Annotated in this window: 10 protein-coding genes; 7 read left to right on the top strand and 3 right to left on the bottom strand. The window is 59.2% G+C overall.

The window, feature by feature from the left end:
• Positions 1-89: 89 nt before the first annotated feature.
• From nadE to PMI23_RS06535, 3 genes are all read right to left on the bottom strand, one after another.
• Positions 90-917: an ammonia-dependent NAD(+) synthetase gene (nadE, locus tag PMI23_RS06545; RefSeq protein WP_007915880.1), complete on the bottom strand. Its 828-nt coding sequence runs from the start codon at positions 915-917 to the stop codon at positions 90-92.
• A gap of 4 nt (positions 918-921) precedes the next feature.
• Positions 922-2,145, bottom strand: coding sequence for a nicotinate phosphoribosyltransferase (gene pncB, locus PMI23_RS06540; RefSeq protein WP_007915883.1), 1,224 nt, complete (start codon positions 2,143-2,145; stop codon positions 922-924).
• 213 nt (positions 2,146-2,358) lie between these two features.
• Positions 2,359-3,261: a LysR family transcriptional regulator gene (locus PMI23_RS06535; protein WP_007915885.1), complete on the bottom strand. Its 903-nt coding sequence runs from the start codon at positions 3,259-3,261 to the stop codon at positions 2,359-2,361.
• A 163-nt stretch (positions 3,262-3,424) separates the two neighbouring features.
• Between PMI23_RS06535 and amaB the strand changes: the two genes are divergently transcribed.
• The 7 genes from amaB (at position 3,425) to PMI23_RS06500 (ending at position 11,901) form a co-directional block, all read left to right on the top strand.
• Complete coding sequence (gene amaB, locus PMI23_RS06530) at positions 3,425-4,915, top strand: L-piperidine-6-carboxylate dehydrogenase (protein ID WP_007915887.1); 1,491 nt, start codon at positions 3,425-3,427, stop codon at positions 4,913-4,915.
• 158 nt (positions 4,916-5,073) lie between these two features.
• Entirely contained in the window at positions 5,074-6,357 is a 1,284-nt protein-coding gene (gene amaA / locus PMI23_RS06525; protein ID WP_007915889.1) for an L-pipecolate oxidase, read from the top strand.
• 367 nt (positions 6,358-6,724) lie between these two features.
• Positions 6,725-7,858 carry an ABC transporter substrate-binding protein gene (locus tag PMI23_RS06520; protein WP_007915892.1) on the top strand — a complete coding sequence of 378 codons (1,134 nt, stop codon included), beginning with the start codon at positions 6,725-6,727 and terminating at the stop codon, positions 7,856-7,858.
• 241 nt (positions 7,859-8,099) lie between these two features.
• Positions 8,100-9,014 (top strand): ABC transporter permease subunit, encoded by a 915-nt coding sequence (locus PMI23_RS06515; protein WP_007915894.1) that lies wholly within the window; start codon positions 8,100-8,102, stop codon positions 9,012-9,014.
• Positions 9,015-9,017: 3 nt separating this feature from the next.
• Positions 9,018-10,319: a high-affinity branched-chain amino acid ABC transporter permease LivM gene (gene livM / locus PMI23_RS06510; protein WP_007915896.1), complete on the top strand. Its 1,302-nt coding sequence runs from the start codon at positions 9,018-9,020 to the stop codon at positions 10,317-10,319.
• Entirely contained in the window at positions 10,316-11,188 is an 873-nt protein-coding gene (locus tag PMI23_RS06505; protein ID WP_007915898.1) for an ABC transporter ATP-binding protein, read from the top strand. Before livM ends, PMI23_RS06505 begins: the two co-directional genes overlap by 4 nt.
• Positions 11,185-11,901: an ABC transporter ATP-binding protein gene (locus tag PMI23_RS06500; RefSeq protein WP_007915900.1), complete on the top strand. Its 717-nt coding sequence runs from the start codon at positions 11,185-11,187 to the stop codon at positions 11,899-11,901. Before PMI23_RS06505 ends, PMI23_RS06500 begins: the two co-directional genes overlap by 4 nt.
• Positions 11,902-12,043: the final 142 nt, after the last annotated feature.

The following is a 12,043-nucleotide window of genomic DNA, read 5'->3' as shown; positions in this document are numbered from 1 at the left end:
GAAGGGGCCATTCGCATCAATGAAAGCAATGGCCAAAGAAAAGCCCGCTGAGGATCACTCCTCAGCGGGCTTTTTCATTCCATCAGCGCTTAAGGCGCAAACGGCATCACGCGTTTGTGATGAGTCTTGTTGTAGGTCGCGACGATGATGTCGAACGCTTCCTGACGCACCGGCTCACCGTGCAGGAACGCATCGATCTCGGCATAGGTCACGCCGTGCGATGCTTCATCCGGTTTGCCTGGCGACAGATCTTCCAGATCCGCCGTTGGCACTTTCTCGACCAGCGACTCCGGCGCGCCAAAGCTGCGGGCAATCGCGCGAACCTGATTCTTCACCAGACCGCTGAGCGGTGCCAGATCGCAGGCGCCGTCACCAAACTTGGTGAAGAAACCCATCACCGCTTCTGCCGCGTGATCGGTGCCGATTACCAACCCGTGCGCCGCGCCGGCGATGGTGTACTGCGCGACCATGCGCATGCGCGCCTTGGTGTTGCCCAATACGAAGTCCACCGACACCGCGTGCTTGCCTTCAAACGCCGCCACTTCACTGGCCAGCGATTTCACCGCTGGGCCGATGTTGACCGTGTGACGTTCGTCCGGGGCGATGAAATCCACCGAGGCTTGGGCGTCGTGCTCGTCGAACTGGGTTTCGTACGGCAGGCGCACGGCGATGAATTTGTAGCTGTTGTCGCCGGTCTGGTCGCGCAGCTCACGCATCGCCCGCTGGGCCAACAGGCCGGCGGTCAGCGAGTCGACGCCGCCGCTGATGCCCAGCACCAGCGTCTTGAGCCCGGAATTGACCAGACAATCCTGAATAAAGGTAATGCGCCGGGCGACTTCGGCCTGCAGGGCCTGGTAGTCGGCGAACGGCGGTTGCACCTTGAGCTGTTCAGCAATCTCACGCTGTACGGCTTGCATGAATTCACTCCTTGCTAGATAGACTGGAATCGGCAGGAACCTGGAAAACGTGTCGCAAATAAGCGACGAAATTCGGGTCTTTGCAGTGGGACTTGCCTGGCTCGTCGGAGATCTTCGCCACCGGTTGGCCGTTGCAGGCGGTCATTTTAAGCACGATGCTCATCGGTTCGACACCCGGAATGTCACAGGTGAGGTTGGTGCCGATGCCGAAGCTGACATTGATCCGGCCGTGCAGGGCGCGGAAGATCTCCAGCGACTTGGGCAGGGTCAGGCTGTCGGAGAACACCAGGGTCTTGCTCATCGGGTCGATGCCGAGCTTGTGATAGTGCGCAATGCATTTTTCGCCCCACACCACAGGATCGCCGGAGTCATGGCGCAGGCCGTCAAACAGCTTGGCGAAGAACAGGTCGAAGTCGCCGAGAAATGCATCGGTGGTGATGCAATCGGTGAGCGCGATCCCCAGCAGGCCACGGTATTCGCGGACCCAGCAATCGAGCGCGGCGATCTGGCTATCGATCAGCCGTGGACCGAGTTGCTGGTGCGCCATGATCCATTCGTGGGCCATGGTGCCCAGCGGTTTCATGTCCAGTTCTCGTGACAGATGCACGTTACTGGTGCCGACAAAACGGCCGGGGAAGTCGTGCTTGAGCACGTTCACCACTTCTGCCTGCACGCCGAACGAAAAGCGCCGGCGGGTGCCGAAGTCGGCGACCTGCAGCTGCGATAACTCGTCGGACGAGGCGTTGGCGGTCAGCCAGTCGAACTTGCGGTAGAGCTGTTCGCGCGCTTGTTCAAGCACGGTTTCGCGGTAGCGATAGCGATTGCGCACTTCGCTGACGATCGCCAGCAACGGCACTTCGTAGAGAATCACATGCAGCCACGGCCCGCGCAGACGGATGAACAGTTCGCCGTTCTCGATACCGGTGTGCAGATAGCGCAGGTTGAAGCGGAACAATCCGAGAAAACGCAGGAAATCCGGTTTGAGGAAGCTGATCCGCTCAAGGAAACTCAGTTGATCGGCGCTCAGGCTCAGTTCGGCCAGACGCTCGATCTGAAAACGGATCTCGGCCAGATACGGGCGCAGATCTTCGCTGTTACGGCAACGAAACTCCCATTCGACTTCGACGTTGGGGTAGTTGTGCAGCACCGCCTGCATCATCGTCAGTTTGTAGAAGTCGGTGTCGAGCAGGTTCTGCACGATGCGATCGGCAAACACGCTCTCGCTCATAACGGGGTCTCCAGGTGCGCCGCGCCTGTGCGCGGTCTCAAACAATGGCGCTAGTGGCGCATATCAGGGACGAAGATTGCCAGCAATTTTTTAGATCACCGCAGAACCCTGGTGGGAGTGAGCCTGCTCGCGAAGGCGTCAATTCAGTCGAAATGGGTATTGAATGTGCCGGTCTCTTCGCGAGCAGGCTCGCTCCCACATTTTTCAATCGGGTCAGTCATTCGGGCTATCGATCTGCTCCAGCATCCATTTCACAAAATCCCGTACCTTCGGCACTTCCGCCGCATGCTCTGGATACGCCAGGTAATAGGCGTCGGAACTGGGCATTGCATGCTGCCAGGGAATGACCAGTTTGCCGTCGGCCAATTCCTCTTCCACCAGAAACCGTGGCAACAACGCCACACCGCAACCGACCTGCGCGGCGCGGATGCACATATAAAAGGTTTCGAAACGCGGCCCGTGGTAGCTGTGTTCGGTCTGGTAACCCTGACTGTCGAACCAGTCGTGCCAGGCTTGCGGGCGCGAGGCATTTTGCAGGAGGACCAGATCGGTAAGTTGCGTCGGATCAGTGAACGGCGTGTCCGGCAGGCTGCCCGGCGCGCACACCGGCACCAGTTCTTCGCCGAACAACTTCAGGCATTCAGTGCCGGGCCGTGAGCCCTGACCAAAATAGAACGCCAAATCACTGCGCCCTTGCAGCAGATCATCCGCTTCTTGCTCGTTGCACAAATCCAGGTGAATCGATGGATGGCGCAGACGCCAGCCTTTCAGGCGCGGCACCAGCCAGCGCGCGCCGAAGGTCGATGGCGTCGACACGCGCAGGACTTCAGTCTCACCGCCGTAGGAGCGCAGGTAATGCGTCGACATTTCCACTTGGGTGAGGATTTTTCTTACTTCAACCAAGTACAAATCCCCAGCCGGGGTCATCTGCAAGCGCCGCCGCACCCGGCGGAACAACAAGTGCTGCAACAGCTCTTCAAGCTGCGCGACCTGTTTGCTCACTGCGCTCTGGGTCAGGTTCAGCTCCTCGGCGGCGCGGGTGAAACTCAGGTGACGGGTCACGGCCTCGAAACACTGCAATGCGGTGATCGATGGCAGGTGGCGTTTGTTCAGCATGGCTGATCCTTTTCTTGTCTTTCTATGCCCAGCATGAATAAACGGAATGATATCTCGCGTAAAGGTCGTTTGTTGCCTTGCCATTGTGACGCTACAACTAAAGGCCTGCCCGGTCGCGAAAAAGCGTCCGCACACATTCAGTTTTTTGCTTGAGGAGTGACCCATGGTTGCCGCATTGCTTGATCGTCTTGGTGTGAACCCGGCCCTTTATCAGAACGGCAAAGTGCCGGTGCATTCGCCGATCGACGGCAGCCGCATTGCCGCCGTCAACTGGGAAGGCCCGGCCGAAGTCGAGCAGCACATCAGTCGCGCAGATCATGCGTTCGAGCAATGGCGCAAGGTGCCGGCCCCGCGTCGCGGCGAGCTGGTGCGTCAATTCGGTGAAGTGCTGCGCGAATACAAGGCTGATCTTGGCGAGCTGGTTTCTTGGGAGGCTGGCAAGATCACCCAGGAAGGTCTCGGTGAAGTGCAGGAGATGATCGACATCTGCGATTTCGCCGTCGGCCTGTCCCGCCAGTTGTACGGTTTGACCATTGCCTCCGAGCGTCCGGGCCACCACATGCGTGAAACCTGGCATCCGCTGGGCGTGGTCGGGGTGATCAGCGCGTTCAACTTCCCGGTCGCAGTGTGGGCGTGGAACACCACGCTGGCGCTGGTCTGCGGCAACCCGGTGGTGTGGAAACCGTCGGAGAAAACTCCGCTGACCGCGTTGGCCTGCCAAGCGCTGTTTGATCGTGTAGTGAAGAATTTCACCGACGCCCCAGCGAATCTTTGCCAGGTGATTATTGGTGGCCGCGACGCTGGCGAAGCCTTGGTCGATGACCCGCGTGTTGCGTTGATCAGCGCCACTGGCAGCACACGCATGGGCCGCGAAGTGGCGCCGAAAGTCGCCGCTCGTTTCGCTCGCAGCATTCTGGAATTGGGCGGTAACAACGCGATGATCCTCGGCCCGAGCGCGGATCTCGACATGGCCGTGCGCGCAATTCTGTTCAGTGCGGTCGGCACGGCCGGCCAGCGCTGCACCACCTTGCGCCGTCTGATCGCTCATGAGTCGGTCAAAGAAGAAATCGTAACTCGTCTCAAGGCCGCTTACTCGAAAGTGCGCATCGGCAACCCGCTGGAAGGCAATCTGGTCGGCCCGCTGATCGACAAGCACAGCTTCGAAAACATGCAGGACGCGCTGGAGCAGGCGTTGAGCGAGGGTGGGCGGGTATTTGGCGGCAAGCGTCAACTGGAAGACCAGTTCCCCAATGCTTATTACGTTTCGCCAGCGATTGTTGAAATGCCGGAGCAGAGCGATGTGGTGTGTAGCGAAACCTTCGCACCGATTCTGTACGTGGTCGGCTACAGCGATTTCCAGGAAGCGCTGCGCCTGAACAATGCGGTGCCACAAGGTCTGTCGTCGTGCATCTTCACCACCGATGTGCGCGAAGCCGAGCAGTTCATGTCGGCGGTCGGCAGCGACTGCGGCATCGCCAACGTCAACATCGGCCCGAGCGGTGCCGAAATCGGCGGCGCTTTTGGTGGCGAGAAGGAAACCGGTGGCGGTCGTGAGTCCGGCTCCGATGCGTGGCGCGCGTACATGCGCCGGCAGACCAACACCGTGAACTACTCGCTGGAGCTGCCGCTGGCGCAGGGCATCACATTCGACTGATAGGTTGAGATCGATCGTTCCCACGCTCTGCGTGGGAATGCCTCAGCGGACGCTCCGCGTTCGCTTTTGGGACGCAGAGCGTCCCTGACTGCATTCCCACGCAGAGCGTGGGAACGATCATTTTGCAGTGTTTGTTAGGTTTCTGTTGGAGTCTGGCAATGCCGTTACGCGAAGAATGTCTGTGGGAAAAACTCACACCGCAAAGGCCGGATAACACCGGGCTGCGGGGCGAAGTGAAGGTCGATGTCTGCGTGATCGGCGCCGGGTTTACCGGGTTGTCGGCGGCGCTGCATCTGTTGGAAAAGGGCAAAAGCGTCTGCGTGCTGGAGGCCCATCGCGCTGGTCACGGTGGTTCCGGGCGCAACGTCGGGCTGGTCAACGCTGGCATGTGGATTCCACCGGACGAGATCGAAGCCGGGTTTGGCGAAGCGGTCGGCAGTCAGCTCAATCGCATGCTCGGGGCGGCGCCAGCGCTGGTGTTCAGCCTTGTGGATAAGTACAACATCGATTGTCAGTTACGCCGCGAAGGCACCCTGCACATGGCGCACAACGCCAAGGGCGAAGCGGATCTGCGCAGTCGTGAACAACAATGGAAACGCCGTGGCGCGCCAGTCGAATTGCTCACTGGCAAGGCGTGCGAGCAAGCCACGGGCACGCAAAAAATCGCCGCTGCGTTGCTTGATCGCCGCGCCGGTACGCTCAATCCGATGGCTTATGTCACCGGGCTGGCCAATGCGGTAAGCGGTCTCGGCGGGCAACTGTTCGATCATTCACCGGTCACTCGCCTTGAGCGTCAGGGCACGAAATGGTCGGTGCAGACCGAGCACGGTTCGGTGCTGGCCGAGCAAGTGGTCATCGCCTCCAACGCCTACACCGAAGGCGACTGGACCGAGCTCAAGCGCAACTTCTTCCCCGGTTACTACTATCAGGTCGCGTCGGTGCCGTTGACCGAAGACGCCGCGCAGGAAATTCTCCCGGGCGGGCAGGGCTCGTGGGATACGCGGCAAGTGCTGAGCAGCATTCGTCGCGACAAAGAAGGCCGGTTATTGCTCGGCAGCCTCGGCAACGGCAATCAGAAGCCGACCTGGTTTCTCAAGGCCTGGGCCGATCGCGTGCAGCAGCATTACTTCCCCAATCTGAAACCCGTCGAGTGGGAATGCACCTGGACCGGGCGCATTGCGTTTACACCCGATCACCTCATGCGTTTGTTCGAGCCGGCGCCGGGACTGGTGGCCGTCACCGGTTACAACGGCCGTGGCGTCACTACCGGCACCGTGGTCGGCAAGGCTTTCGCTGATTATCTGTGTAACGGCAATCCGCAAGCCCTGCCGATTCCCTTCGCACCGATGCAGCCCTTGGCCGGCGTGGGCTTGCGCAGTTGCCTGTACGAGGCCGGTTTCTCGCTGTATCACGCGGGCCAGTGCCTGCGCATCGTCATTTGAGTGTTGAAATATGTTGCCGGAAGCGGCGCTTTTCGATGCAGCGACTAGCCTGTAATGGTGCGGGTTGTAGCAGTCCCGCACCAGCAGTGTGCAGTTCGGTGACGCGGGCTGTTACAGGCTGGTTGCACGTCGTTTGGCGCCGCGGTTGCAATGATGGCGCGTGCGGGTTGCGCCTGAAAAAATAAATGGTTTCACCTTCCGCGGTTTAGACGGTTGCACGCCCAATGAAAATGGGAACGAAACAGTCGAAATAACAAGAAAGCAGCGACTTTTTGAAGAATAAAAAACCGATGGCACGGCCCTTGCTCTGAGCATTCAGTGAAGTGAAGTCGCAGTGCCAACTAAAAAAACCTTGGAGCACCACCTCATGTCCCAGACGTTTTACAAGAAAGGCTTTCTGGCCCTCGCAGTGGCTACTGCGTTGGGTGTTTCTGCGTTTGCTCAAGCTGATGTGAAAATCGGTGTAGCGGGTCCAATGACGGGCGCCAACGCGGCATTTGGCGAGCAGTACATGAAGGGTGCACAGGCAGCGGCTGATGCAGTCAACGCGGCGGGTGGCGTCAACGGGGAGAAAATCGTTCTGGTCAAAGGCGATGACGCCTGCGAGCCGAAGCAGGCCGTGACGGTCGCCAAGGACCTTACCAACCAGAAAGTCGCCGGCGTGGTCGGTCACTTCTGCTCCTCTTCGACCATTCCAGCGTCGGAAATCTATGACGAAGCCGGGATCATCGCGATCACCCCGGGTTCGACCAACCCACAAGTCACCGAGCGCGGCCTCAGCGCCATGTTCCGTATGTGCGGGCGTGACGACCAGCAAGGCATCGTGGCCGGCGACTACATCGTTGATGTGCTCAAGGGCAAGAAAGTCGTTGTGCTGCACGACAAAGACACCTACGGCCAAGGCTTGGCGGATGCCACCAAGGCACAACTGGTCAAGCGCGGCGTGACGCCTGTGTTGTACGAAGGCCTGACCCGTGGTGAAAAAGACTTCAGCACCATCGTCACCAAGATCCGTGGCGCCGGCGCCGACGTCGTCTACTTCGGCGGTCTGCACCCGGAGGCCGGCCCGCTGGTTCGCCAGCTGCGTGAACAAGGCCTGAAAGACGTCAAGTTCATGTCCGATGACGGCATCGTGACTGACGAACTGGTGACCACCGCCGGTGGCCCGCAATTCGTCGACGGCGTGCTGATGACCTTCGGCGCCGACCCGCGCCTGCTGCCAGACAGCAAGACTGTGGTGGACGCTTTCCGCAAGGCCGGTACCGAGCCTGAGGGTTACACCCTGTACGCCTACGCTTCGGTGCAGACCCTGGCTGCCGCGTTCAACGGTGCCAAGTCCAACAAGGGCGAAGAGGCCGCAGCCTGGCTGAAGAAAAATCCGGTGAAAACCGTCATGGGCGAAAAAACCTGGGACTCCAAGGGCGACCTGAAAGTCTCCGACTACGTGGTTTACCAGTGGGACAAGGACGGCAAATATCACCAGCTGGAAAAACAGAAGTAAGGGCTGACGCGACCGTTTGAACTCCGCAAATCCCTGTGGGAGCGGGCTTGCCCGCGATGACGGCCTGACAGTCGACAACTGTGTTGAATGTTCTACCGCTATCGCTGGCAAGCCAGCTCCCACAAGGTCCTGCGGTGATCGAACTGTTCGCGCTCTGACATTGCTCCGACGTAAATCTGTATTTTTCCTAGAAGAACCGCACATCACAGGTGTGCAGGTTCTCACTGCGTGAGATTGCGTTATGGATGGTATTTTCCTGCAGCAACTGGTCAACGGCCTGACCCTCGGGTCGGTCTATGGCCTGATCGCCATCGGCTACACAATGGTCTACGGCATCATCGGCATGATCAACTTCGCCCACGGCGAGGTTTACATGATTTCTGCTTACCTGGCGGCAATCAGTCTGGCTCTGCTGGCGTACTTCGGTATTGAATCCTTCCCGCTGCTGATGCTCGGCACCCTGATTTTCACCATCGTGATCACGGCGGTGTATGGCTGGGTCATCGAGCGTGTCGCTTACAAACCCCTGCGCAACTCGACCCGACTGGCACCGTTGATCAGCGCCATCGGTATCTCCCTGATCCTGCAAAACTACGCACAGATCGCCCAAGGCGCCAAACAACAGGGTGTGCCTACCCTGCTGACCGGGGCGTGGCGTGTTGAAGTCGGTACTGGCTTCGTGCAACTGACCTACACCAAAGTCTTCATTCTGGTGGCCGCGTTCGTCGGCATGGGCCTGCTGACCTACGTCATCAAGTACACCAAGCTCGGGCGCATGTGCCGTGCGACCCAGCAAGACCGCAAGATGGCTTCGATCCTCGGCATCAATACCGATCGGGTCATTTCCTATGTGTTCATCATCGGTGCAGCCATGGCGGCGCTGGCCGGCGTGCTGATCACCATGAACTACGGCACTTTCGACTTCTATGCCGGCTTCATCATCGGCATCAAGGCGTTCACCGCGGCGGTGCTTGGCGGGATCGGTTCGCTGCCCGGGGCCATGCTCGGCGGGATCATCCTCGGCATTTCCGAGTCGCTGTTCTCCGGTCTGGTCAACTCCGACTACAAAGACGTGTTCAGCTTCTCGCTGCTCGTACTTGTTCTGGTCTTCCGGCCGCAGGGCCTGTTGGGCCGTCCTCTTGTGTCGAAGGTGTAAGCGATGTCTTCAACCACTCAAAAAAGCATTGATATCAAAAAAAGCCTGGTTGAGGCGATTCTGGCCGGCCTGATTGCCCTGATCGTATTCGGGCCGATTGTCGGCGTCGTACTCGAGGGTTACAGCTTCAATCTTGAGCCGACCCGCGTGGCGTGGATTATCGGCATTGTCATGATCGGCCGCTTCGCCCTCAGCTTGTTCCTGCAAACACCCAAGGGCCTGAAAATCCTCGACGGATTCGAGAGCACCGGTTCCGGTGTGCATGTGCTGCCAAGCGACCATAAATCGAGCCTGCGCTGGATCATCCCGCTGCTGATTGTGCTGGCGATCATCGTGCCGTTTGTTTCCAACTCCTATCTGCTGGGCGTGGTGATCCTCGGATTGATCTACGTGCTGCTGGGGTTGGGGTTGAACATTGTGGTCGGTCTGGCCGGTCTGCTCGATCTGGGTTACGTGGCGTTCTACGCCATCGGTGCCTACGGTCTGGCGCTCGGTTATCAGTATCTCGGTCTGGGCTTTTGGACGGTGTTGCCGCTGGCGGCGATCACTGCCGGGCTGGCCGGGTGCATCCTTGGCTTCCCGGTGTTGCGTCTGCACGGCGACTATCTGGCAATCGTGACCTTGGGCTTCGGTGAAATCATTCGCCTGGTCCTCAACAACTGGTTGTCGCTGACCGGCGGCCCGAACGGTATGCCGGCGCCACTGCCGACGTTCTTCGGTCTGGAATTCGGCAAACGGGCGAAGGATGGCGGGGTGCCGTTTCACGAGTTCTTCGGCATCGCCTACAACCCGGACGTGAAGTATTACTTCATCTACGCGGTGTTGTTCCTCGTGGTGTTGGCTGTGCTGTACATCAAGCATCGGCTGGTGAAAATGCCGGTCGGTCGCGCTTGGGAAGCCTTGCGGGAAGATGAAATCGCCTGCCGCTCGATGGGCCTCAACCACGTGCTGGTCAAGCTCTCGGCGTTCACTATCGGTGCATCGACCGCAGGTCTGGCCGGGGTGTTTTTCGCCACCTACCAGGGCTTCGTCAACCCGACCTCGTTCACCTTCTTCGAATCGGCACTGATCCTCGCCATTGTCGTGCTCGGCGGCATGGGCTCGACCATCGGCGTGGTGATTGCGGCATTCGTACTCACCGTCGCCCCGGAACTGCTGCGTGGCTTCGCCGAATATCGCGTGCTGCTGTTCGGCATCCTGATGGTGTTGATGATGATCTGGCGACCACGCGGGCTGATTCGTATCAGCCGTACCGGGGTCACTCCACGCAAAGGTGCCATTCACTATGAGAGGACTGCGCCATGAGTGAAGTCGTACTCTCTGTTGAAAAACTGATGATGCATTTCGGTGGCATCAAGGCCTTGAGCGATGTCAGCCTGAAGGTCAAACGCAACTCGATCTTCGCCCTGATCGGCCCCAACGGCGCCGGCAAGACCACGGTGTTCAACTGCCTGACCGGGTTCTACAAAGCCACCGGCGGCAAGATCGAACTCAATGTGCGCGGCCAGCAGACCAACGTCATCCAGTTGCTGGGCGAGTCGTTCAAACCGACGGATTTTGTCTCGCCGAAATCCTTCCTCAGCCGCATGTACTACAAGATGTTCGGCGGTACGCACCTGGTAAACCGTGCAGGCCTGGCGCGGACATTCCAGAACATTCGTCTGTTCAAGGAAATGTCGGTACTGGAAAACCTGTTGGTGGCCCAGCACATGTGGGTCAACCGCAACATGCTCGCCGGCATCCTCAACACCAAGGGCTATCGCAAGGCCGAAAGCGACGCGCTGGACTGCGCCTTCTACTGGCTGGAAGTGGTCGATCTGGTCGACTGCGCCAACCGTCTCGCCGGTGAACTCTCCTACGGCCAACAGCGTCGTCTGGAGATCGCCCGGGCCATGTGCACGCGGCCACAGATCATCTGCCTCGACGAACCGGCTGCCGGCCTCAACCCTCAGGAAACCGAAGCGCTGAGCGCGATGATCCGGCTGCTGCGCGACGAGCACGATCTGACCGTGGTGCTGATCGAACACGACATGGGCATGGTAATGAGCATTTCCGATCACATCGTGGTGCTGGACCACGGCATCGTCATCGCCGAAGGCGGGCCTGAAGCGATCCGCAACGATCCGAAAGTGATCGCGGCCTATCTGGGCGCCGATGAAGAGGAGCTGGTATGACGCAACCGATCCTCGAACTCAAAGACCTCGACGTCTTCTACGGTCCGATCCAGGCCCTCAAAGGTGTGTCGCTGCAGATCAATGAAGGGGAAACCGTCAGCCTGATCGGCTCCAACGGGGCGGGGAAATCGACGTTGCTGATGTCGATCTTCGGCCAGCCACGGGCCGCGGGCGGGCAGATCCTTTATCAAGGCGTCGATATCACCCACAAGTCCTCGCACTACATTGCTTCCAACGGCATTGCGCAGTCGCCGGAAGGGCGGCGGGTGTTTCCCGACATGACCGTCGAGGAGAACCTGCTGATGGGCACCATCCCGATTGGCGACAAGTACGCCAAAGAGGACATGCAGCGCATGTTTACGCTGTTTCCACGGCTGGAAGAGCGACGTAACCAACGGGCGATGACCATGTCTGGCGGTGAACAGCAAATGCTCGCCATTGCTCGGGCACTGATGAGTCGACCGAAGCTGTTGCTGCTCGATGAACCTAGCCTCGGGTTGGCGCCGATTGTGGTGAAGCAGATCTTTGCGACCCTGCGCGAATTGGCGAAAACCGGCATGACCATTTTTCTGGTCGAGCAGAACGCCAACCATGCGCTGAAACTGTCTGACCGCGCGTATGTGATGGTCAACGGCGAGATTCGCCTGACCGGCACGGGTAAAGAGTTGCTGGTGAATGAGGAGGTGCGTAACGCCTATCTGGGCGGGCACTGATTCTTCCAGCGTTATGCACAGCCCCGGCGACGCAAGTCCCGGGGCTTTTTCATTCCGCAAACATACCGCACGCCTGTGTAGGAGCTGCCGAAGGCTGCGATCTTTTGATCTTGTCTTTGAAGATCAAAAGATCGCAGCCTTC

The sequence above is a fragment of the Pseudomonas sp. GM24 genome (genome assembly GCF_000282235.1).
GTDB lineage: Bacteria > Pseudomonadota > Gammaproteobacteria > Pseudomonadales > Pseudomonadaceae > Aquipseudomonas.
Note: the sequence above shows the minus strand (reverse complement) of the source record. Positions and strands in the feature narration are given on the sequence as shown.

Bases quoted from the DNA above. Each gene is read 5' to 3' on its own strand.
- pncB (WP_007915883.1), bottom strand. From the start codon at position 2,145: ATGAGCGAGAGCGTGTTTGCCGATCGCATCGTGCAGAACCTGCTCGAC.
- nadE (WP_007915880.1), bottom strand. From the start codon at position 917: ATGCAAGCCGTACAGCGTGAGATTGCTGAACAGCTCAAGGTGCAACCG.
- amaB (WP_007915887.1), top strand. From the start codon at position 3,425: ATGGTTGCCGCATTGCTTGATCGTCTTGGTGTGAACCCGGCCCTTTAT.
- amaA (WP_007915889.1), top strand. From the start codon at position 5,074: ATGCCGTTACGCGAAGAATGTCTGTGGGAAAAACTCACACCGCAAAGG.
- PMI23_RS06520 (WP_007915892.1), top strand. From the start codon at position 6,725: ATGTCCCAGACGTTTTACAAGAAAGGCTTTCTGGCCCTCGCAGTGGCT.
- PMI23_RS06505 (WP_007915898.1), top strand. From the start codon at position 10,316: ATGAGTGAAGTCGTACTCTCTGTTGAAAAACTGATGATGCATTTCGGT.
- livM (WP_007915896.1), top strand. From the start codon at position 9,018: ATGTCTTCAACCACTCAAAAAAGCATTGATATCAAAAAAAGCCTGGTT.
- PMI23_RS06500 (WP_007915900.1), top strand. From the start codon at position 11,185: ATGACGCAACCGATCCTCGAACTCAAAGACCTCGACGTCTTCTACGGT.
- PMI23_RS06515 (WP_007915894.1), top strand. From the start codon at position 8,100: ATGGATGGTATTTTCCTGCAGCAACTGGTCAACGGCCTGACCCTCGGG.
- PMI23_RS06535 (WP_007915885.1), bottom strand. From the start codon at position 3,261: ATGCTGAACAAACGCCACCTGCCATCGATCACCGCATTGCAGTGTTTC.